This is a genomic window from Pseudoclavibacter helvolus (genome assembly GCF_049707175.1).
Lineage (GTDB): Bacteria > Actinomycetota > Actinomycetes > Actinomycetales > Microbacteriaceae > Pseudoclavibacter > Pseudoclavibacter helvolus_A.
Map to the genome: position 1 here is coordinate 1 of NZ_JBNAFM010000030.1, position 20,953 is coordinate 20,953.

General features: G+C 69.1%; 19 protein-coding genes. 5 read left to right on the plus strand and 14 right to left on the minus strand.

All coding sequences use genetic code 11. The annotated features are described in order from the left end of the window. Window positions 1-170: 170 nt before the first annotated feature. From ACPYN9_RS16710 to ACPYN9_RS16755, 10 genes are all read right to left on the minus strand, one after another. Window positions 171-728, minus strand: a complete 558-nt coding sequence (locus tag ACPYN9_RS16710) for a heme-degrading domain-containing protein (RefSeq protein ID WP_424467937.1) — start codon at window positions 726-728, stop codon at window positions 171-173. Next, entirely contained in the window at window positions 721-1,773 is a 1,053-nt protein-coding gene (gene mgrA / locus ACPYN9_RS16715) for an L-glyceraldehyde 3-phosphate reductase (protein WP_424467939.1), read from the minus strand. The genes ACPYN9_RS16710 and mgrA overlap by 8 nt, the downstream gene beginning before the upstream one ends. Window positions 1,774-1,814: 41 nt before the next feature. Beyond that, the gene (locus ACPYN9_RS16720; RefSeq protein ID WP_424467941.1) at window positions 1,815-2,426 is read right to left on the minus strand and encodes a bifunctional 4-hydroxy-2-oxoglutarate aldolase/2-dehydro-3-deoxy-phosphogluconate aldolase; all 612 of its coding nucleotides are present in this window, start codon (window positions 2,424-2,426) and stop codon (window positions 1,815-1,817) included. Then, entirely contained in the window at window positions 2,419-3,168 is a 750-nt protein-coding gene (locus ACPYN9_RS16725; RefSeq protein WP_424467943.1) for an IclR family transcriptional regulator, read from the minus strand. Before ACPYN9_RS16725 ends, ACPYN9_RS16720 begins: the two co-directional genes overlap by 8 nt. A gap of 13 nt (window positions 3,169-3,181) precedes the next feature. Beyond that, entirely contained in the window at window positions 3,182-4,138 is a 957-nt protein-coding gene (locus ACPYN9_RS16730) for a sugar kinase (protein ID WP_424467945.1), read from the minus strand. Further along, window positions 4,107-5,615: a tripartite tricarboxylate transporter permease gene (locus ACPYN9_RS16735; RefSeq protein WP_424467947.1), complete on the minus strand. Its 1,509-nt coding sequence runs from the start codon at window positions 5,613-5,615 to the stop codon at window positions 4,107-4,109. The genes ACPYN9_RS16730 and ACPYN9_RS16735 overlap by 32 nt, the downstream gene beginning before the upstream one ends. Continuing rightward, complete coding sequence (locus tag ACPYN9_RS16740) at window positions 5,612-6,124, minus strand: tripartite tricarboxylate transporter TctB family protein (protein WP_424467949.1); 513 nt, start codon at window positions 6,122-6,124, stop codon at window positions 5,612-5,614. The genes ACPYN9_RS16735 and ACPYN9_RS16740 overlap by 4 nt, the downstream gene beginning before the upstream one ends. A gap of 13 nt (window positions 6,125-6,137) precedes the next feature. Further along, window positions 6,138-7,115, minus strand: coding sequence for a tripartite tricarboxylate transporter substrate binding protein (locus ACPYN9_RS16745; protein WP_424467951.1), 978 nt, complete (start codon window positions 7,113-7,115; stop codon window positions 6,138-6,140). A 287-nt stretch (window positions 7,116-7,402) separates the two neighbouring features. After that, on the minus strand, window positions 7,403-8,173 hold the full coding sequence (locus tag ACPYN9_RS16750) for a fumarylacetoacetate hydrolase family protein (RefSeq protein ID WP_424467953.1): 771 nt from the start codon (window positions 8,171-8,173) through the stop codon (window positions 7,403-7,405). A 42-nt stretch (window positions 8,174-8,215) separates the two neighbouring features. Next, on the minus strand, window positions 8,216-9,817 hold the full coding sequence (locus ACPYN9_RS16755; RefSeq protein WP_424467955.1) for an APC family permease: 1,602 nt from the start codon (window positions 9,815-9,817) through the stop codon (window positions 8,216-8,218). A 198-nt stretch (window positions 9,818-10,015) separates the two neighbouring features. On the opposite strand from ACPYN9_RS16755, the gene ACPYN9_RS16760 reads away from it, so the two are divergent. Continuing rightward, window positions 10,016-11,317: an LCP family protein gene (locus ACPYN9_RS16760; protein WP_424467957.1), complete on the plus strand. Its 1,302-nt coding sequence runs from the start codon at window positions 10,016-10,018 to the stop codon at window positions 11,315-11,317. Between the two features lie 46 nt (window positions 11,318-11,363). On the opposite strand, the gene ACPYN9_RS16765 is transcribed toward ACPYN9_RS16760, so the two are convergent. Genes ACPYN9_RS16765 through ACPYN9_RS16775 form a run of 3 tightly spaced genes read right to left on the minus strand, consistent with a single transcriptional unit; the run spans window position 11,364 to window position 15,234 of the window. Then, the gene (locus ACPYN9_RS16765) at window positions 11,364-12,944 is read right to left on the minus strand and encodes an APC family permease (protein WP_424467959.1); all 1,581 of its coding nucleotides are present in this window, start codon (window positions 12,942-12,944) and stop codon (window positions 11,364-11,366) included. Beyond that, window positions 12,941-13,831, minus strand: a complete 891-nt coding sequence (locus ACPYN9_RS16770) for a universal stress protein (protein WP_424467961.1) — start codon at window positions 13,829-13,831, stop codon at window positions 12,941-12,943. The genes ACPYN9_RS16765 and ACPYN9_RS16770 overlap by 4 nt, the downstream gene beginning before the upstream one ends. Window positions 13,832-13,863: 32 nt before the next feature. Then, window positions 13,864-15,234: a flavin monoamine oxidase family protein gene (locus ACPYN9_RS16775; RefSeq protein WP_424467963.1), complete on the minus strand. Its 1,371-nt coding sequence runs from the start codon at window positions 15,232-15,234 to the stop codon at window positions 13,864-13,866. A 179-nt stretch (window positions 15,235-15,413) separates the two neighbouring features. Between ACPYN9_RS16775 and ACPYN9_RS16780 the strand changes: the two genes are divergently transcribed. Continuing rightward, window positions 15,414-16,091: a TetR/AcrR family transcriptional regulator gene (locus ACPYN9_RS16780; protein ID WP_424467965.1), complete on the plus strand. Its 678-nt coding sequence runs from the start codon at window positions 15,414-15,416 to the stop codon at window positions 16,089-16,091. A 136-nt stretch (window positions 16,092-16,227) separates the two neighbouring features. Then, window positions 16,228-17,040, plus strand: a complete 813-nt coding sequence (locus ACPYN9_RS16785) for a sulfite exporter TauE/SafE family protein (RefSeq protein ID WP_424467967.1) — start codon at window positions 16,228-16,230, stop codon at window positions 17,038-17,040. Window positions 17,041-17,389: 349 nt separating this feature from the next. Here ACPYN9_RS16785 and gabT read toward each other — a convergent pair whose 3' ends face one another. After that, on the minus strand, window positions 17,390-18,739 hold the full coding sequence (gene gabT / locus ACPYN9_RS16790; protein ID WP_424467969.1) for a 4-aminobutyrate--2-oxoglutarate transaminase: 1,350 nt from the start codon (window positions 18,737-18,739) through the stop codon (window positions 17,390-17,392). 138 nt (window positions 18,740-18,877) lie between these two features. Between gabT and ACPYN9_RS16795 the strand changes: the two genes are divergently transcribed. Together ACPYN9_RS16795 and ACPYN9_RS16800 are read left to right on the plus strand one after the other, a co-directional pair. Then, window positions 18,878-20,323 (plus strand): PucR family transcriptional regulator, encoded by a 1,446-nt coding sequence (locus tag ACPYN9_RS16795; protein ID WP_424467971.1) that lies wholly within the window; start codon window positions 18,878-18,880, stop codon window positions 20,321-20,323. A gap of 45 nt (window positions 20,324-20,368) precedes the next feature. Continuing rightward, a complete protein-coding gene (locus tag ACPYN9_RS16800) occupies window positions 20,369-20,881 on the plus strand; it encodes a hypothetical protein (RefSeq protein ID WP_424467973.1) in 513 nt (170 codons plus the stop codon). Window positions 20,882-20,953: the final 72 nt, after the last annotated feature.

Sequence of the window (20,953 nt, forward strand, 5' to 3'; positions counted from 1 at the left end):
AGTGTCACCACCAAAACCCCCGGAACTGTCACCGATGTCCTGACACAGAACTGTCACCGATGTCCTGCGACATGACAGGCCTTTCTCGCACCTGCGGGAAGGGCCATTCGGCTGGCAGCGACCAGCGGATGCGGCGCGCGGCGTGATCGCGCCGGCGCCGCTTCGCGCGCCTACGCCGCGGCGAGGAACGCTCGGAGCTGCTCCACGACGAAGGCGTGGTCCTCCACCTGCGGCAGGCCGGAGACCCCGACCGCGCCGACGACGCCGACCCCGGGGACCCGGATCGGGAAGACCCCGCCGTTCGCCGCGACCTCCGTGGGGTCGAGCCTCGACTCCGCCTCGTAGACGCGACCGAGCGAGCGGAAGAGGGCGCCGACCCCCAGCGACGACTGCTCGAAGTGCAGCACGGCACGCGTCTTGCGCTCGAGCCACGCGTCGTTGTCGGGCACTGCACCGTCGAGCGCCGCGTGGAACACGCGCTGCTGCCCGACGACGATGCCGATGACGACCGGCAGCGAGCGCTCCGATGCGACCTCGCGCAGGCGCGAGCCGAGGCGCCACGCATCGTCGCGGGTGAAGCGCGGGAAGACGAGCTCCGCCTCTTCGGCGCGGATGCGCTCGAGGTCAGCAGCCGCCGCGGCCTCGAGACTCGGAGCCGGCGCGGTGTCGGCCGACACGGCCTCGGTCGGCGCGGCCTCGACCGGCACGGTCTCGGTCGACTCAGGCATCTGACGACGCCGTCCAGATGTTGATGCCCCCGTCGACCGCGTGCGTGTCGATCTCGGCGAGCTCCGCGTCGCTGAACGGCTCGGCGTCGAGGCACTGCACGAGGTCGTCGAGCTGCGCGGTGCGGGACGCGCCGATGAGGGCCGAGGTCACGCGCTCGTCGCGCAGCACCCACGCGATCGCGAGCTGCGCGAGCGTCTGGCCGCGGCGCTCGGCGATGGCGTTGAGCGCCCGCACCCGCTCAAGGTTCTCGTCGCTGAGCATCCCGTCGCGCAGCGTCTTGCCCTGCGTTGCCCTGGACCCTTCTGGCACTCCCCCGAGGTACTTGTTCGTGAGCAGCCCCTGGGCGAGTCCGGAGAACGCGATGATGCCCGCGCCCTCGCTCGCGTTGGCCTCGAGCACCGACGGCTGACCCTCCTCGATCCACCGATTGAGCAGCGAGTATGAGGGCTGCGAGATGAGGAGCGGTGTGCCGAGCTCGCGCAGCAGTCCCGCAATCTCGGTCGTCCGCTCCGCCGAGTACGAGGAGATGCCGACGTAGCGTGCTCGGCCGCTGCGCACGATCGCGTCAAGCGCGGTCGCCGTCTCCTCGAGCGGCGTCTCAGGGTCGAAGCGGTGGCTGTAGAAGATGTCGACGTAGTCGGTGCCGAGCAGGCGGAGGCTGTTGTCGAGGCTGCCCATGAGGTGCTTGCGGCCGCCGCCCGAGCCGTTCGGCCCCGGGAACACGGGGTAGCCGGCCTTGGACGACAGCACGAGCTCGTCGCGGAGACCAGCGAAGTCCTCGCGGAGGATCCGGCCGACGTTCGCCTCCGTCGACCCGAAGGGCGGGCCGTAGCCGTTGGCGAGGTCGAAGTGCACGATGCCGAGGTCGAAGGCGTGCCGCAGCAGCTCGCGCTGCTTGGCGAGCGGGGTGTCGTCGCCGAACCCGTGCCAGGTGCCGAACGAGATGGCGGGCAGCTGCAGTCCGCTGCGTCCGACGCGGCGGTACTGCATCCGCTCGTAGCGGTCTTCTGCTGGGCTGTAGCGGGGAGTGAGTTGGGCGGTCATGTGGCTCTTCCTGTCGAGGTGTGGTGGATGCGCGGCGCGGTTCAGCGCGCGGCTGCGGATGCGCCGAGCGCGGCGAGCAGTGGCAGCTGCGCCTCGTCTTCGAGGGCGCTGCCGACGGCGACGACGTCTGCGCCTGCCGCCAGGTAGTGGGGCGAGTTGGCCGCGTTGATGCCGCCGGTCGCGACGAGGCGGACGTCGGGGAACGGGCCGCGCATGGCTGAGAACCATTCGGGGCCGAGGACGCTCGCGGGGAACGCCTTGACCCAGTTCAGCCCAAGCGACACGGCGAGCTGAATGTCGGTGCCGCTGGCGACGCCGGGAAGCGGGGCGAGGCCGGCGTCGAGCGCCGCCTCGATGACGGCCGGGTCGAGGCCGGGGGCGACCGTGAAGGTGGCGCCCGCGTGCTTCGCCTGTCGGACGTGCTCGAGTGAGATGACCGTTCCGGCGCCGACCGCGTGGCCGCCCGGCTCGGCGGCTCGGACGACGGCGCTGAGCGCCTCGAGCGCCGAGGGGTTCTGAATGGGCACCTCGACGCTCGAGATGCCGAGCGACCAGGCGAGCTTCGCGAGCTCGACGGTGCGTTCCGGAGTGTAGCCGCGGAGGATCGCCATGACGGGCGACCCCGCGAACATGGTGTCGAAGGTGTCAGTCATGTGGCCTCCAGCCGATGTCGTGGGAGATGGCGAGGACGACGTCGTGCAGTCGCTCCTGCCAGGTGGCGAGCGCGTCGAGGTCGGCGCTGGCCTTCAGTGCGGTGATGGACACGGCCGCGACGACCGTGTCGCTGGCGTCGCGAATGGGCATCGCGATGCAGTTGATGAAGTTCTCGTACTCGGCGTCGTCGACGGCCCACCCTCGTTCGCGGGTGCGCTCGAGGTCGGCGTCGAGGGCGGCCCGTGAGATGAGCGTGTTCTCCGTGTACGCGGTGTACTCGTAGCCCTCGAGCATCCGGTCGGTCTTCGCCGCGTCCTGATGCGCGAGCACCGCCTTGCTGACGCCCGCCGTGTGCAGCAGCACGGGCTGTCCGATCTGCGAGTACAACCGCACCATGCCCGGCTGCTCGATCTTGTCGGCGTACACGATGCGGTCGCCTTCGAGCACGGCGAGGTGCACGGTGTGCGTGCAGTCCTCACCGAGCTCCTGCAGCACGGGGCGCGCGATGTTGCGCAGGTCGAACTGGTCGCTCGCGGCGCGTGCGAGGCCGCTCAGCCGGTAGCCGACCCCGTACCTGCCGTCGGCGTGGCGCCGCGTGAGCCCGGTCTCGGTGAGCGTCTGCAGCATCCGCAGGGCCGTCGATCGGTGCACGCCGAGCTTCGCCGCGATCTCCGATTGGGTGCGCGGCGCGAGGCTCACGTATTCGAGGATCTCTGCGGCGCGGTGAATGCTCTGGGACAAGGTGGTGCTCCGATCAGGCCGGGACGAAGTCGTGTGTGCTGCCGAGGGTGCGGGCTGCGAGCCCGTGCCCTCGGTTCAAGCACGCATCGACGGGCTCGCCGCCAAGCATGGCACCGAGATAGCCGGCGGTGAAGGCGTCTCCCGCCCCGACGGCCTCGACCACGTCGACGGGATGCGCGGGCACGAACTCGACGAGGGTTGTGCCGTTGACGACGGCGACCTCGGTCGCACCGACGCTGCCGTCCTTCACGACGAGCCTGCCTCGCAGCCCGAGGGCTGCGTGCAGGGTCTCAGGATGCCCTTCGCCCCAGAGCGTCTCTGCCTCATCGCGGCCGACGAACACGAGGTCGGCGATCGCCGCGAGCGCGGCGAGACGCGGTCCGGCGGCCTCGACGCTCCAGAGCCCCGGACGGTAGTTCACGTCGAACGACACGACTACCGCTCGGCGCCGCGCCTCGAGCATGACCGCTTCGAGCATCCCCGAGCAGCTCGCCGACAGCCCGGCGGTGATGCCGGTGACGTGCAGCGCCTCGACACCGTCCCAGTCGAGCTGGGCGAGCACGGTCGAGTCCATGCGCGATGCGGCCGAGCCTGCGCGGTAGTAGTAGACGGTTGTCGCGCCGTCCCCCGGGTCCTTGAAGTAGACCCCGGTGGGGGCACCGGCCACCAGCTGCACGCCGGCGACGTCGACGCCGCTGGCGCGCACTTCGTCGAGGAGGCGCCATCCGAGCGGGTCGTCGCCGAGCCAGCTCACCCAGCTCGACGGCACGCCGGAGTCGGCGAGGTACATGGCGACCGTCGACTCGGCGCCGCCCGCCTTGACGGCGAAGCTCACCGCTTCCCGGAGGGGGGCGACGGTGGTCGGTGTGACCATGGCCATCGTCTCCCCCAGGCACAGCACCCTGCCGGCTGCGGGGCGGTGCTGCGAGGCCGGGGCCTCACTTGAGAATGGGCTCTTCGGTGCGCTCACGCGACGACCGTCCTTTCAGCAGGGCGCGGATGCGCGGGGCGAGAACGGCGAGGATGCTCAGGATGATGAGGGTGAGCGCGATGGGGCTCGTGAAGACCGCGCCGTAGCCGTCGATGAGCAGCGCACGCCGCAGGTTGCCCTCGGCGAGGGGTCCGAGGATGAGCCCGAGCACGAGCGGTCCTGGCGGGAACCCGAAGCGGCGCATGGCGAGGCCGAGCAGCCCGAACGCGAACATGAGCACAACATCGAACACGGAGTTGGAGACCGCGAAGGTGCCGACCATGCAGAACGTGACGATGACCACCGAGAGGTAGCGCTTCGGCATCGCGAGCAGCTTGACGACGCCGCGCATGCGCACCAGCGCGAGGGCGAGCGCGAGGACGGTGGCGAGCAGCATGATCGCGGAGAGGCTGAAGACGAGGTCGGGGCGGTTCGCGAAGAGGCTCGGGCCGGGCTGCAGGCCCCACACGATCATGGAGCCGAGCATGACGGCCATGACCGAGTCGCCCGGCACCCCGAGGGAGAGCGTCGTGGTGACGGACCCGCCCATGGTGGCGGTGCTCGAGCTGTCTGCGGCCGCGACGCCCTCGAGGGCGCCCTTGCCGAACTTCTCGGGAGTCTTGGAGGCACGCCGCGCCTGGTCCCAGGCGATGACCCCGGCGATGTCGCCGCCGGCGGCCGGGATGACCCCGACGACCGCGCCGATGCCGGTGCCGATGGCGGTCGGCTTGCGCAGGAGCTTCCGCTCGGCCTTGGTGGGCCACCACTTCCCGAGCTGCGTGATGGGCTGGGGCTCCGGTCCCTTCTTCGACGAGACGACCTGGTTGAAGACCTCGGCGATGCCGAAGAGCCCGATGATCGCGGCGATGAACGGGATGCCGCTCGAGAGCTCCGGGATGCCGAACGTGAACCGCTGGTCGCCGGAGATGGGGTCGTTGCCGATCGTGCCGAGCCACAGCCCGAAGGCTCCGGCCGCGAGACCCTTCATGACCCGGTCGCCGGAGACGCCGATCATCATGGTGAGGCCGAAGACGACGAGCGCGAACATCTCGATCGGCCCGAAGCTGAGCGCGAAGCCGGAGATGGGCTGCGCGAGGAACAGCAGGATGAGGATGCCCGCGAACGACCCGACGGCCGAGACGAGCGCGGAGCTCGTCAGTGCGATGCCTGCCTTTCCCTGTTTCGCGAGCGGGTAGCCGTCGAAGGTCGTGGCGATGGAGGCTGGCGTGCCCGGGGTGTTGATGAGGATCGATGGCACGCGGTCGCCGAACTGCGCCGCGATGTAGATGGAGAGCAGCACCGCGAGGCCTTGGAGCGGCTCGAGGGTGAGGGTGAAGCCGGCTGCGAGCGCGACGGCCATGGTCGCCGTGATGCCGGGGATGGCGCCGACCAGCGTCCCGAGCAGCACGCCGATGACGAGGCAGAGGGCGATGGTGGGGTCGAGGAGCGCGCCGAGCCCTTCGGTGATGCCGTTCACAGCGGCACCCCTAGCAGGAGCCCGAAGACGCCGTAGAGCACGACCGTCACGATGACGGGGAAGAGGATGAGGTCGCGCCAGCCGCGACCACCGAGCACGTAGGTGAGGCCCGCCGCGAGGAGCAGCGTGACGACGACGAAGTGGACGTAGTACCAGGCGACGCCGTAGGCCGCGATCGCCGCGAGCATGAGGAGCATCCGCACGAGTCCGCGCTTGGTGGGGGCGTCCTCGCTCGGGGCGTCGGGCTTGCGGATGGCGACGCCCACGAGGAGCACGCCGAGCAGCGCGATGGCCGCCCCGAGCACGGTTGGCCACCAGCGTGGGCCGAACGGGTCGCCTCCGGTTGCGGGGACGACGGCGAAGGCCAGGGCGATGGATGCGCCGCCGACGGCGATCACACCGGCGGCGATCAGCAGTTCCCTGCGTCGGCTTGCGGGCCGCGAGTCGGGGGCGGCGTCGTCGACGCCGAGCGCCGCATCGAGGGGGTTCGCCTCGACTGGAGTGTTCATGACGGTCACGTCTCTACTCACCGAACAGCTCTGCGAAGCGCTCGTTCTCGGCCTTCACGAAGTCGGTCGCCTCGTCGCCGGGGATGAACACGGGGATGTTGCCGCCTGACTCGATGAGTTCGACGTACTCGGAGCTGCCTGCGGCGGTCTCGAGGGCAGCCTGCAGGGATTCCTTGACGGCCGGGTCGAGGCCGGTCGGTGCGCCGACGGCGGCCCAGCTACCGATGACGACGTCGTAGCCGGCCTCAGCGGCGGTGGGCACGTCCGGAAGCGCGGGTGCGCGTTCTTCGGTGAAGACGGCGAGCACGCGGAGGCGGCCATCTTCGTTCGCCGGGGCGGTCTCGCCGATTCCGGCGACGACGGCGTCCACCTGGCCGCCGACTGCTGCCGTCACCGCCGGTGCACCGCCGTCGAAGGGCACGCCCTGGAACTCGACGCCTGCGACGTTGCCGAGCTCGGTCGCGCCCGCCTCCCAGATCGATCCTGGGCCCGCGTTCGAGATGGTGACGCTCCCCGGGTTCGCTTCGGCCGCAGCCACGAGCTCCTCGAGGGTCTGGTAGGGGCTGTCTGCGGGCACGGCGATGGTTCCCGGCTGCTCGTTGACGATGCCGAGGAAGTCGTAGTTGGCCGGGTCGATGTCGTAGCCCTGGTGGCCGAGCATGCTCACCTCGACAGGGAAGACCATGATCGAGTACCCGTCCGGCGAGAGGCCGGCGACGTGTTGCATGCCGACCGAGCCTGCCCCGCCTGGGCGATTGTCGACGACGATCGACTGTCCGAGCTCGGTCTCGAGCTGGGTCGCGAGCGTGCGGGCTGTGAGGTCGGTCGCACCCCCGGCCTGTGTGGGCGTGTAGAACGTGATGGCCTGCGAGGGGAACTCCTCGCCTCCAGCGTCTCCTCCTGCCCGGTTTGCGCAGCCGGAGAGGGAGAGCACGGTGGCCGCCGCCGCGAGGAGCGCGAGCGGGGCCAGCTTCGACGTACGTCGCTTCATGGGGTTCCATCCACTTCGTTGGGAATGTGTTGCATATGTTGCAACGCGGTTGCAGTAACTGCACACATCGTATGAAACACCGCATGCCCGCGCAAGCCCCGCCGACGATCCAGGCCCGCAAAAATCGTCGGACGCAGCCACGAGCATCCGGCCACCCCCGGCACGGGAGCACCAGGGGCAGTCAGCAGAACGGCCCTCTCGCGTGAGCAGAGAGGACCGTTCGAAGGACAGCGGTGCGTGGATGCACTGGGCCGCGCCGCCGAGGCGCGGCGGGAGCAGGGGCGGCGCTACCGCGCGGTGACGGGGTTGGAGAGGGAGCCGATGCCCTCGATCGTGCAGGTCACGGTGTCGCCCTTCGCGAGGGGCCCGACACCCGCGGGCGTGCCCGTGAGGATGATGTCGCCTGGCAGCAGCGTGAACACGCTCGACGCGTATTCCACGAGCTTGGCGACCGACGTGATCATCTGCGAGAGGTCCCCCTGCTGGCGCAGCTCGCCGTTGACCTCGGCGGTGATGCGGCCGCTCGACGGGTCGAAGTCGGTTTCAATGATTGGCCCGAGCGGGCAGAACGAGTCGAAGCCCTTCGCGCGAGCCCACTGGCCGTCGCTCTTCTGCAGGTCGCGGGCCGTGACATCGTTGGCGATGGTGTATCCGAAGATGACCTGCCCGGCGTCGGAGGCCGGCACATTGCGGGCGACCTGGCCGATGACGACGGCGAGCTCCGCCTCATGATCGACACGCTCCGACTGGGGAGGCAGCACGATCGGGTGGCGCGGGCCGATGACCGAGGTGTTGGGCTTGAGGAACATCATGGGAACCTCGGCGGCCTCGTTGCCGAGTTCGCTGGCGTGCTCGGCGTAGTTGCGACCGAAGCCGATGACTTTCGAGCGCGGCAGCACTGGCGACTGCAGCTGCACCTGGTCGATCGGGATTCGCTCGTCGAGCGTCTCGTAGCCGAGGTAGAGGGGATCACCTGCAAGCTTGACGTAGACCTTCTCCTCCTCATCGAGGATGCCGAAGGTGAGCTGGCCCTGGTATTCGAAGCGCGCGATCTTCACCGGGCCAGCCTATCGCGAGGCCGGCTGAGTGCCCCATCCCCACTACTGGAGCGCCGGCGCCGGCTCGGCGTCTCCATCGGCGCCCGTCTTGATGGTTTCGCCCCGGAAGAAGCCTGGGCTACGGAAGTACTGCACGACCATCAGCACGACCCCCAGCAGCAGCACGCCCACCCCAAGCACGAACACGAGTCCGATGCCGTCCTGCGCAATGCCGTCGGCGTCGTAGCTCGTCGCGAAGATCGCCGACCCGGAGCCGAACGACGGCGACAGCGACGCCCTGGCCGTCTCGAAGAAGAAGTAGAGCAGGGCCAAGCCGCCGAGCAGCGGGAACAGGAAGCGGAAGAAGAAGTTGCGCGTGGTCGCGAACAGCGACCGGCGAAAGTACCAGACGCACGCGAGACCGGTGACGCCGTAGTAGAAGCAGACCATGAGCCCGAGTGCCGCGATGGTGTCCCAGAGCGCGTTCTCGGAGAGGAGCCGCAACACGATGTAGAACACGATGGCGGCCGCCGCCGACGCGATCGTCGCGACCGACGGCGACTTGAACCGGGGACTCACGCTCGCGTACGACTTCGGCAACGCCCCGTAGTGCCCCATCGCGAGCAGCGTGCGGGACGGCGACACCATCGTCGACTGCAGCGACGCCGCCGAGCTGAACATCACGGCGACCGTCATGAGCAGGGCGAACGGGCCCATGATCGGCTCAGCCAGCGAGGCGAGGATGCTCTCCTGGTTGTCCGGGTTGCCAGCACCGAGGCCCTCCTCGCCGATGCCGGCGTACGCGAGCACCGCCAGGGTCATGAGCACGTAGATGGCGACCATGACGAAGATCGTGAGCATGGAGGCACGGCCCGGCGTCTTCTCCGGATCCTTCGCCTCCTCGTTCATCGTGATCACCGTGTCCCAGCCCCAGAACAGGAAGATCGACAACGACACCCCCGCCGAGATCGCAGCGAGCGAGCCAACCTCGAGCGGATTGAACCACGACAGCTCGATGGGCGTCGCGTCGAAGGCGGTGCCGTTGGCGACGTGCACGAACGCGGCGATGATGAACCAGACGATCGCGATGAGCTGCACCACCACGAGCACGTACTGCACCTTCTTCGTCGACTCGACGCCCCGGTACGAGATCCAGGCCGCGAGGGCCGTGAAGATCACGGTCATCGGGATGTTGATCCACAGCACGCGTGTGAGGTCGGCGAGCTCCGGGTTCCGGAAGATCTGCGCGAGCATGATGAAGAAGAAGTCCACGGCGACGGCCGCCAGGTTCGAGAGCACCAGCACGGTGGCCGCGATGAGTCCCCAACCGCCCATCCACCCGATCCACGGCCCGAACGCGCGCGACGCCCAGGTGAACGAGGTGCCCGAGTCGGGCATGGCGTTGTTGAGCTCTCGATAGCCGAACACGACCAGCAGCATGGGGATGAAGCCGACCATCATGATCGCCGGCGTGTAGACGCCGACTTCCGCGATGGTGGGCCCGAGCCCCGAGGTGACCGCGTATGCGGGCGCGATGCAGGAGACGCCGATGACCGCCGCGCCGAGCACGCCGACCTTGCCAGCTGAGAGCCCCTTCGCGCTCAACCCTCCGCCATGCAGCTCTTCGTTGAGCTTCGCGGCAGCTGAGGTTTCCGATGTTGTCATTTGGTGATGATGACGCATCGCCTCCGACCCGTCAATGCTCCGAAACGGCCCGGAAATGTGACGTGAATCGACAGAACGGCGGAGGGGCGCGACGGCGCTCCGGTTTGCATTCGAGCGGACCGCGAGAGACATTGGCAGCTGCCAACGCGTGTCCCCCGCTCGATCGATGGTGGGCAGCGACCTCCGACGAGAGGGACCATGAAGAGGCCCACAGACCCGCATCCCGTCATCGAGACGCTCCTGAACGGCGGCGACGACGTCGAACCCCAGCGCCGACCTCGCCGCGCGGCGCACTCCCCCGCTGCCGCGCGACGCCGCCAGGCGCGCAGCGGAACCCGTCACGCCGCCGGCCGTCGCCGAACGAGCGCGAAGTACGTCAGGCGGCGCCTCATGGTCGCCGCCGCGGCCGCAGTCTGCGTGACCATGATCGCCGGCATCAGCTTCGTCTCGGCGACCTACTTCCAGGTCGTCGGCAACCTCGCCGACAACGCCGTCGGTCGTGCGGACGGCACGGGCACCGAGATCTCGGGATGGGATGGCGCCGTTAACATCCTCATCATGGGGTCTGACTCCAGAGACGGACAGACGAGCGCCGACTACGGGGAGGCCGGAGGCGCGAGGTCCGACGTCATGATGCTGCTGCACGTGTCCGCCGACCGCGAGGACGCGACGCTGATCAGCATCCCTCGCGACACGATGCTGCCGACCCCGGAATGCACAACTCCGGACGGCGCGGTCGTGCCCGCGCAGGAGGCGGTGCAGATCAACGGGGTTCTCGAGAACGGCCCGTTCTGCTCGCTCGACACCGTGCGGGCCTTCACGGGCCTGCCCATCGACCATTTCATCGTCGTCGGCTTCGACGGCGTCATCGGCATCACCGAGGCGATCGGCGGCGTCGACGTGTGTGTCGAAAACGACATCTCGGACGACTACTCGGGCCTCTACATGACAGCAGGCACGCACAGCCTGCAGGGCGAGGCCGCACTCGCGTTCCTCCGCACCCGCCACGGCTTCGCCGACGGCAGCGACCTCGGGCGCATCCAGGCACAGCAGGCGTTCCTCGCCTCCCTCGCCCGCAAGGTGACGAGCGCCGGCACGCTCACCAACCCGGGCGCCCTCTACGGACTCGCGGACGCCGCCTCGAAAGCGATGACCGTCGACGAGGCGCTGGCGCAGCCGAGCAGCCTCGTGGCTCTCGCGCAGACGCTCTCGAACGTCGACCTCGATCGCATCGTCATGCTGCAGCTGCCCGTCGCGCCCTACTGGGCCGACCCGAACCGGGTCGAGCCGATCATCGAGGAGACCGACGCGATCTTCGCGACGCTCCGCGCCGACCTCCCGCTCTCGTTCCAGGACGAGGGGGCAGCGGATGCGCCCGCGCCGCAGTCGCCGGACGACGCGCAGCAGCCCGAGGAGGTCGCGGACGCGCCGAGCGAGCCGCTGACCCTCTCCGACGACATCGTCGGCCGGACCGCAGAGGACACCACCTGCGCGCGCTGACCGTGCCCGCCGGCTACGGTCAGCACGCGCAGATGGGTCCGGACGGCTAGTCCTTCAGCACCTCGACGGCTCGAGTGTCGCGGTCGTTGCCGACCTGGATCGTCTCTCCGCGGAAGAACGCGGGGTTCTTGATCGACTGCACGACCATGATGACCACACCGAGCAGCAGCACGCCGATGCCGAGCACGAACACGAGGCCGATGCCATCCTGCGCGATGCCGTCGGCGTCGTAGCTCGTCGCGAAGAGCGCAGACCCCGACCCGAAGGTCGGCGAGAGCGACGCCACCGCGGTCTCGTAGAAGAAGTACAGCAGCACGATGCCACCGAGCAGCGGGAACAGGAAACGGAAGAAGAAGTTCCGCGCCGTGTCGAAGAGACTGTGTCGGAAGTACCAGACGCAGGCGAGGCCCGTAACGCCGTAGTAGAAGCAGATCATGAGGCCGAGGGCCGCGATCGTGTCCCACAGTGCGTTCTCCGAGAGGAGGCGCATCACGACGTAGAAGGCGACGGCGGCGATCGCCGAAGCGAGCGTCGCGACCGACGGCGACTTGAAGCGCGGGCTGACGGCCGCGAACCGCTTCGGCAGCGCCCCGTAGTGGCCCATCGCAAGCAGCGTGCGCGACGGCGACACCATCGTCGACTGCAGCGAGGCCGCCGACGACGAGAGGATCGCAATCGACATGAGCAGCGCGAACGGTCCCATGACCGGACCTGCCAGGGCGGCGAAGATGCTCTCCTGGTTCTCCGGGTTGCCGGCGCCGAGCCCCTCCGTGCCGATGCCCGCGAAGACGAGCACCGCAAGCGTCGTGAGCAGGTAGATGACCATGATGACGATGATGGTGAGCATCGCGGCGCGACCCGGCGTCTTCTTCGGGTCCTTCGCTTCCTCGTTCATCGTGATCACCGTGTCCCAGCCCCAGAAGAGGAAGATCGACAGCGAGACGCCGGCGGCGACGACCGCCATGTCGCCGAGCTCGAACGGGTTGAACCAGGAGAGCTCGACCGGCGTCGGGTCGAAGGCCGTGTTGTTGCTCAGGTGCATGAACGCGGCGACGATGAACCAGGCGAGCGCGATGAGCTGGAACGCGACGAGCCCGACCTGAATCTTCTCGGTCGCCTCGACACCGCGGTACGAGATCCACGCGGCGAGCGCCGTAAAGAGGATGGTGACCGGGATGTTGATCCAGAGCACGGTCGTGAGGTCGGCGAGCTCCGGATTCTGGAAAATCTGCGCCAGCAGGATGAACAAGAAGTCGACGGCGACGGCCGCCAGGTTGGAAAGCACCAGCACGGTGGCCGCGATGAGCCCCCATCCGCCCATCCACCCGATCCACGGCCCAAACGCGCGCGACGCCCACGTGAAGGTCGTGCCGGAGTCGGGCATCGCCGAGTTGAGCTCGCGGTAGCCGAAGACCACGAGCACCATCGGGATGAAGCCGATGAAGAGGATCGCGGGTGTCTGCAGGCCAACCTGCGAGATGGTCGGGCCGAGCCCCGAGGTCAGCGTGTACGCCGGAGCGATGCACGAGACGCCGATGACGGTGGCGCCGATGACGCCGACCTTGCCTGCGGACAGGCCCTTCGAGCTGAGCCCACCGCGCTCCGTGTCGTTCGATGTCTGGGTCATTGCCCTGTTCCTGACTCTGCGGGCTGCGCGGCGCGCGGCACGACGATGATCGGCACGGTCAGCACGCGAAGCAGGCGCTGCGCGCGGGCGCCGAGGAAGATGCGACCGCCCTGGGCGAGTCGGCTCGAGCCGACGAATGCGACATCCCCCGACTTCCAGTCGGCGCGCTCGAGGGCGGCTTCGAGGCTCTCGCCCTCGACCGTCTCGACGGTGGCCTTGCCTGACTCGAGGAGCGCCTCGGCGCGACCGGCGAGCACCGCGCCGCCGAACTCACGCACGAACTCGTCGACCTCCTGCACCTGGCTCGGCGGCACCCGGTCGAGCTGCACGAGCGAAAGCAAGCGAAGCTGCACATCCCGCTGCAGCGCGCTCTCCACCGAGGTGCCGATGAGCGCTGCGGCCCCCGAGCGCGTCCCGAAGAGCGTGGTGATGCGGGTGACGGGGCCCTCCTCGGCGAACCCGGCCGGCGCGAGCGCGACGGGCAGCGGGGAGGCGTGGAGCAGCGTGGATGCGACGGTGCCGACCGTGAACTGCCGCAGCAGCGCCGTCGTGGCGGCCCCGATGGCAATGGCGGCCGCGCCGAACTCCGCGGCCACATCCATCAGCCCCTGCGCTTCGCCGGAGGCGCTGCGCACGACGCCCCGCGCGACGATGCCCTCCGGCACCTGCGCGAGGGCCTCATCCATCCAGGTTTCGATCTGCTTGCCGATGATGCTGTCCGCGTCATCGAGGGGAAGCGGATGCGTGCCGCTGTACGGCGACGTCTCAGGGGTGATCATCGCGATGATGAGCTCCGTGTCCGTGCCCTTGGCGAGGAAGGACGCGAGTGCCAGGGCGTCATGGCCCCGATCGCTCGCGATGTAGCCCACTACAAAACGCTGCGTCATGCTGGTTCTCCGATCTCAGATGCCGAGGGCGCTCAGGACTCGAGGATGCGCTTGGCCGTAGCCTCGCCCATCCGCACAGCGCCGTCAACGTGCTGGTATCCCTCGGCAGCGAGGTCGGAGCTCGACCAGAAGATCGGCCCCACCGGGTCGTGCTGAATGGCTCCCCAGCGGTGCAGGCCACCGAGGTCGTAGCTCGTGGCGTAGGCGCCTCGCGTCCACTCCTCCGCGCCGAAATCGGAGAGGTAGAACACCTCGGGCTCCAGGGCCTTCGGCCCGAGGAACTCAGCGATGGCGGCCAGGATGGCTGCCTTGCGCTCGTCTTCGCCGAGCGCCCACATCGCTTCCGCGGCCTCGTCGGTGATGAAGCCGACGAGCGTGCCGCGCTCATCCTCGTGGTTGGTGTTGTCGTAGACCTCCTGCACGAGGTGCCCCGCACCGAAGGACGTGCCGCTCAGGCCCTCCTCGCGCCAGAACGGGGTCGCGTAGGTAGCGTGCACCTTGATCACGAGGCCCATGGAGATGTGCTGATGCACGATCATCTGCGTGCGCGGGAGCGCGGGCACGAACGAGACGCGCGAGTAGAGGTTCGGGGGCACGGCCATGATGGCGTGCCGCGCCGTGACCGTGATGTGGTCGGCGACCGCGGTGACGGATGCGGCCTGGCCAGCGCCGTTGTCCTCCCAGTGCAGGAAGCGCACGGGGTTGTTCAGGAAGACGACGTCGTCGCCGAGCTCCGCGGCCATCTGCTGGCTCACCGACTGCATCCCGCCCACCACGCGCTTGTCGAGGATGAAGCTCTCGTCGACGAGGTTCGAGAAGGAGCCGGCGGATGCGGCCATGAGGACCGCCTGCAGGGCCGAGAATGCGAAAGCCGGCTTCGTGAGCATGCCGCCGGCAACGAACAGGCCGATGTTGTTGCAGGCCTCCTCGTCGCTCGACTGCTGGCGGAGCCAGTGGTGGAAGGAGATGGTGTCCAGCTCACGCGCCTTAGCGTGTGCCCACGGCTCGGTCGGGCCGATCTCGGCGGCGAGGCCGTCGAGGATCTCGATCATGCGGTCCATCTCGGCGGCGGTGTGCTCGCTGACAGGGAAGGTGTCGCCCTCGTAGACGGTGCGCTCGCCCTTGGGGCTGATGTAGACCGACTTGCCCTCGCGGTAGCGCGAGAAGGTGTCTTTGCCGAGCTCCTCGAGCAGCGCGAGGAGCGCCGTCTGGTCGGGCGAGACCCACTGGCCGCCGATCTCGAAGAACTGGCCGTCGATGACGTTGCTCCAGGTGCGGCCGCCGACGCGGTCTCGCGCCTCGAGCACGGCGACCGTCTTGCCTGCCTGCGTGAGGCGGCGGGCTGCTGTGAGGCCGGACGGTCCCGCTCCGATGATGACGACGTCGCGTTCGATGGTCTGCATTTCCGCTCTTTCCGTTGTGACAGCCCCAAGCGCCCTGGCTTCGCCGTCGAAGTGAGTCAGGATGGCGTTCACAAGTGATCGCAGCATCCAAATAAACAGGATTCATTTACGTTAGTCGACACCGGCCCCTCGAACAAGCAGCAAATGCGAGGGGATATGGTCGGTGACCAGGAGGGCCTGTGAGCAACACCGAACACGTGGAGTCTGACGGACAGCGGCGGGCTGGGCGACCCCGCACGCGCATCCTCACCCAGAAGCGCATCACCGACGCCGCCATGCGCGTCGCCACCCACGAGGGCTACGACTCCCTCACCATGGCAAAGCTCGCCAAGGCGCTCGACGTGACCCCCGCGGCGCTCTACAACCACGCCCACTCCAAGCGCCAAATCCTCCGCTGGATCGAGGACCGGCTCATGGCCGCCGTCGACGCCTCAGCATTCGAGACCGAACCGTGGGACACCGCTCTCGCGGCGTGGGCCCGCAGCTACCGCCTCGTCATGAAAGAACACGACTCGCTCGTCGAAGCCATCGCGAAGATGCCGGTCGCCGGCGCGATCGAGACCCTGGCCATGTACGAGAGCGTCGCCGCCGGACTCCGAAGCGCGGGCTGGCCCGCCTCCAGCATCATGCCGGCCGTCGTCGCGATCGAGTCGTTCATCTACGGCTCCGCCTACGACCTCAACGCCCCGCTCGACCTCTTCGAGCTCGGCGAGCACGCCGCCACGGCCCCCACCCTCGCAGCATCGGTCGCCGCGCACCCGGCAGAGGAACTCCGCGAACTCGCCTTCGAACGTGGCCTCGAGGCGCTCATCCACGGACTCGGGCTCGCCGCGGGCGTGCAGCCCACCGGCCCCTAACCCGCGCCGCCCAGCACCGCCCATCCGCCCATCCGCCCACCGGCGAGACGGGCAGGGCGAGCCCGCGCACTATCCTTGCTCTCCGGAGGCGCGCCATCCGCCCCCAGCTCCGCACGCCCAGCTGAGAAGGAACCCCATGACCTCCCCCGCCACCGCACGAACCCGCCGCGACTGGGTCGTGCTCATCTCGATCGGCCTCGCGGCCGGCTTCCTCTCCGGGTTCCTCGGCGTCGGCGGCGGCACCATCATCGTGCCAGCGCTCACCGCGCTCCTCGCCTTCGACCAGCGCCTCGCGGCGGGCACCTCGCTCGCCGCGATCATCCCGCCGGCCATCGTGGGCGTCATCGGCTACGTCCTCACCGGATCAGTCAACTGGATCGCCGGGCTCATCCTCATCGCCGGAGCCATCGTCGGCGCCTGGATCGGTTCCTGGCTGCTCAGCAAGCTCCCGCTCCTCGTACTGCGGTGGATGTTCATCGTCTTCCTGCTGGGCGTCGCCGTCTCGCTGTTCCTCGCCGTGCCGAGCCGCGACGCCGAGGTCGACATCACCGCGCTCACCTCGCTCATGCTCGTCGCACTCGGCCTCATCACCGGCATCATCTCCGGCCTCATCGGCGTCGGCGGCGGCGTCATCCTCGTCCCCGCCCTCATGCTCCTCTTCGGCTCCAGCGACCTCGAAGCCAAGGGCACGAGCCTCCTCGTCATGATCCCCACGACCATCACGGGCACGTTCGGCAACGCCAAGCGCGGCAACGTCGACCTCAAGGCCGCCGCCGCCATCGGCCTCACCGCCGCCCTCACAAGCCTCGTCGGCGTCTGGTGCGCCGTCCTCGTCGACCCGTGGCTCGGCAGCATCCTCTTCGGCGCCTACCTGCTCTTCATCGCAGGCCAGAACGCGTTCAAGACCATCAAAGCCCAACGCGCGGCGAAGCAGGCCCCGGCCGCCTGACCGCGTCGGCGCGCGCATCCCCTGCCCCCGCCCGCGCGCCCCGCACGCACCCCGCCCGCCCGCACTCCCCGCGCACTCCCTGCGCGCATCCCTGCCCCCGCCCGGTGCATCCATACGGAGAATGCAGGTTCGTTTCGCAACGAACCTGCATTCTTCGCATGTTTGCGCCTGTGAACACAGGCGCGGACGCAGACGCAGACGCAGACGACGCAGCGCGTGCAGCTCTCAACCTGCGCGCAGAGACACCTCGACGCCCCGGCGGCGCGGGATGTGCCGGGGCGTCGAGATTCTGGTGCCGGGCTACTAACCCCGGCGGCCTGGTGCGCGCCCGAATCGGGGCGCGAGCGTCCTACGCCTGCGCGCGGATCGCTGCCTCGAGCACGTCGAGACCGTCGTTCAGCAGCTCGTCCGTGATGGTGAGCGGCGGGAGGAGACGGACGACGTTGCCGTACGTGCCGCACGAGAGCAGCACGACGCCCTGGTGGAGGGCATCCGCCACGATCGCCTTGACGGCCGCCGCGTTCGGCTTCTTCGTGGTCGTGGCCGTGCCGGCTTCGACGAACTCGAACGCCAGCATGGCGCCGCGTCCGCGCACCTCGCCGATGATCGTGTTTTCGCCGAGCTCGGCGCTGAGCGCCTCGAAGCGCGTCTTCACGATGGTCTCGATCTCACGGGCACGGGCAGACAGCTGCTCGTCCTCCATGACACCGATCGTGGCGAGGGCGGCGGCCGTTGCGACCGGGTTGCCCGTGTAGGTGCCGCCGAGTCCGCCGACGTGCACGCTGTCCATGATCTCAGCGCGGCCGACGACGGCCGAGAGGGGCATGCCACCCGCGACGCCCTTGGCGATCGTGACGAGGTCTGGCACGATCTGCTCGTGCTCCGACGCGAACCAGGCGCCCGTGCGGCACATGCCGGCCTGCACCTCGTCGGCGATGAAGACGACGTCGTTGGCCTTCGCCCACTCGACGAGCGCGGGGAGGAAGCCCTCGGCCGGGACGATGAAGCCGCCCTCACCCTGGATCGGCTCGATGATGATCGCAGCCACGTTGTTGCCGCCGACCTGCTTCTCGATGACGTCGATCGTGCGCGCTGCCGCCTCTGCGCCGGTCAGGCCGTCGCGGTACGGGTAGCTCATGGGCGCGCGGTACACCTCGGGCGCGAAGGGGCCGAAGCCGTCCTTGTATGGGATGTTCTTCGCCGTGAGGGCCATCGTGAGGTTCGTGCGGCCGTGGAACGAGTGGTCGAACGCGATGACGGCGTTGCGGCCGGTCGAGTGGCGGGCGATCTTGACCGCGTTCTCGACGGCCTCGGCGCCGGAGTTGAGCAGCACCGCCTTCTTGGCGTGGTCGCCCGGCGTGATCTCGATGAGCTTCTCTGCGACGGCGACGTACCCCTCGTAGGGGGTGATGCCGAACGCGGTGTGCGTGAAGTGCGATGCGGCTTCCTGCACGGCCGCGACGACGCGGGGGTGGGATGCGCCGACGTTGGTGACGGCGATGCCGGCACCGAAGTCGACGAGCTGGTTGCCGTCGACGTCGCGGATGATGGCGCCGTCGACGTCAGCCGCGTACACGGGGACTGCGGGAACGAGCGATGCGGAGACGCTCGCCTCGCGACGCGCGGTCAGGGCCTGCGACTTGGGGCCTGGAATGGCGCCTTCGAGCTTGCGCTCCTGGGCAATGCGGAACTCCGTCACGGTGCTTCCTTCCTCGGGGTTCGACCTCTTGGTATGCCCTGAAGGCTACGCGGTTCTCCGCGACGAGACGAATGGGCACGCGCACGATGTCCCAGGAGGCTTCTGTGCATTCGTCTAGGTGGTGCGTACAATCGGTGCATGCTCGCCACGGTCGACACGCTGCTCGCGAACCCTTCGCTGGGCCTCACCCTGCTCACCGGCCAGCCGCAGGCGTTGCGGGCCGGCATCGAATGGGTGGCGACCACCGAGCTCCTGAACCCGCAGCCCTTCCTCACCGGCGGCCAGCTGGTGCTCACAACCGGGATGCGGCTGCGCGGCACGCGTGCGTACCGCTCGTTCGTCGACTCCCTGGTCGCGGCCGACACCGTCGCGCTCGGCGTGGGCACGGGCTTCACCCACGACAGCGTGCCCGCCGCCCTCGTCACTGCCGCCGAGCAGGCAGGTCTGCCCCTCTTCGAGGTTGCCTACGAGACCCCATTCGCCGCCCTCACGAAGGTCGTCACCCAGGCGAGCACCGATGCGCAGCACTCGCGCCTCGAGAGCGAGCACCGCCAGCAGCAGCAGCTCGTCACCGCACTCCTCTCCGACGGCGGCATCACCGGACTCGCGCTGCGCCTCGCCAAGCTCACGAACTCGCGCGTCGCCGTCACCCGCCTCGGGGAGCTCCTCGCCGGCAGCCTTGCCGTGCACGACGAATCGGTGACCGGATGGGATGCGCTGCCCATCTCTACAGGCCAGTCCGCCGGCGCGACCCTGCACATCACGACCCCGCGCGTGAACGAGGGACTCGTCAACTACGCGCGATCGCTGCTCAGCCTGCAGCTCATCCAGGACACTCGCCGCGTGCGCGCCGCCCGCGACGCCTCCGGCCACGTGCTGCACGACCTCATCCGCGGCACCTACACGGTCGAAGATGCCGAGCGCCGCCTCACCGCGCTCGGCGTCGCCACGGGGCAGGCCGCTCGCGTCCTCGTGGCCGAGACAGACGAGCGCCGCACGGCAGAACTCACCGCCCTCCCCCTGCCCGCCGAGCTGCAGTCGTCGGTCTCCGCCGTCTTCGACGGCCGTCTGCTGATCATCACGCCGGAGCGCACGCGCATGCCCGCCGCGGCCGAGGCCTTCATCGGGCTCGCGCGCTCGGCGGGGATCGCCGCCCGCGTCGGCATCGGCGACCTCTACCCCGCCTCCCTCGCATTGCGCTGGAGCTACTTCGAGGCCAGGGATGCGCTGCGCAACGCTCCGCAGGACGTCGACGTCGCCACGTCAGCACGGCTCTCGATCTCGTCGCTGCTCCTCGCCAGCCGCGACGTGCCCGTGCTCGAGCTCGCCGCCGAGGTGCTCGGCCCCCTCGAAGCGCACGACGACGAGCACGGCTCGACGCTGCTCGCGACCCTCGACGCCTACTTCGCGCACTCCGGGCAGATCGCGCAGGTCGCCGACGAGCTCGGCACCCACCGCAACACGGTCCGCTACCGCCTCGACCAGATCGCAGCCATCTCTGGGCTCGACCCACGCATCATGGCCGACGGAGTCCAGCTCTGGCTGGCCGGAGCGGCCAGGCGCCTGCGCGCGGGCGGCGCGTGAGACGACGCGCGCATCCGCGCCCTCCCGTTCTGGAAGACTGACGGCATGGCGAACACGTACACCCTCCCCAACGGCGTCGAGATCGGCGACGACGGAGCCGTCGACGTCACCGTCGACGTCATCGACGTTGAGGACCTCGCTTTCGCCCACGTCTGCCGCTCGCTCCGCCAGCAGCTGGAACCCGGCCGCGGCCTCATCGTCACGATGCCGGCCGGCGACGACGTGCTCGGCTACGTGTACCGCGAGGAAGCGCGCGAAGCCGGGGAGCGCGACGAACTCGACGACACCGACTCACTGTTCATCGACATCCACGCGCTCACCTTCGAATTCGACGCGCCGCGAGACGCGGGCACGAGCGAAGAGGTCGTGCGCGCACTCCTCGCCCGCGCTCGCCCGGAGACGCTGCTCAAGGTCGAAGGTGTCGAGCTGCTCGAACTGCGGGACGGGCCGATGTCGCTCATCACCTGCCGGCCTCCGCGCGCGTGGAGCTTCCAGCAGCTTGTCCTTGAGGTGCAGTTGCTGCGCGGCGCCTACATGGCACTGCTCTACCAGGGCTAGCTGTATTGACCCGTGAGGTTGTGAACACGGTCTGAGGGGCGTTGGCCGCCGATCCCGGTGTGGGGTCTGTGG

Excerpts from the sequence above, each read along its gene's own strand:
- ACPYN9_RS16755 (WP_424467955.1), bottom strand. The coding sequence starts at position 9,817 with ATGACAACATCGGAAACCTCAGCTGCCGCGAAGCTCAACGAAGAGCTG.
- ACPYN9_RS16795 (WP_424467971.1), top strand. The coding sequence starts at position 18,878 with ATGCTCGCCACGGTCGACACGCTGCTCGCGAACCCTTCGCTGGGCCTC.
- ACPYN9_RS16800 (WP_424467973.1), top strand. The coding sequence starts at position 20,369 with ATGGCGAACACGTACACCCTCCCCAACGGCGTCGAGATCGGCGACGAC.
- mgrA (WP_424467939.1), bottom strand. The coding sequence starts at position 1,773 with ATGACCGCCCAACTCACTCCCCGCTACAGCCCAGCAGAAGACCGCTAC.
- ACPYN9_RS16770 (WP_424467961.1), bottom strand. The coding sequence starts at position 13,831 with ATGACGCAGCGTTTTGTAGTGGGCTACATCGCGAGCGATCGGGGCCAT.
- ACPYN9_RS16785 (WP_424467967.1), top strand. The coding sequence starts at position 16,228 with ATGACCTCCCCCGCCACCGCACGAACCCGCCGCGACTGGGTCGTGCTC.
- ACPYN9_RS16720 (WP_424467941.1), bottom strand. The coding sequence starts at position 2,426 with ATGACTGACACCTTCGACACCATGTTCGCGGGGTCGCCCGTCATGGCG.
- ACPYN9_RS16740 (WP_424467949.1), bottom strand. The coding sequence starts at position 6,124 with ATGAACACTCCAGTCGAGGCGAACCCCCTCGATGCGGCGCTCGGCGTC.
- ACPYN9_RS16745 (WP_424467951.1), bottom strand. The coding sequence starts at position 7,115 with ATGAAGCGACGTACGTCGAAGCTGGCCCCGCTCGCGCTCCTCGCGGCG.
- ACPYN9_RS16710 (WP_424467937.1), bottom strand. The coding sequence starts at position 728 with ATGCCTGAGTCGACCGAGACCGTGCCGGTCGAGGCCGCGCCGACCGAG.
- ACPYN9_RS16775 (WP_424467963.1), bottom strand. The coding sequence starts at position 15,234 with ATGCAGACCATCGAACGCGACGTCGTCATCATCGGAGCGGGACCGTCC.
- ACPYN9_RS16765 (WP_424467959.1), bottom strand. The coding sequence starts at position 12,944 with ATGACCCAGACATCGAACGACACGGAGCGCGGTGGGCTCAGCTCGAAG.
- ACPYN9_RS16760 (WP_424467957.1), top strand. The coding sequence starts at position 10,016 with ATGAAGAGGCCCACAGACCCGCATCCCGTCATCGAGACGCTCCTGAAC.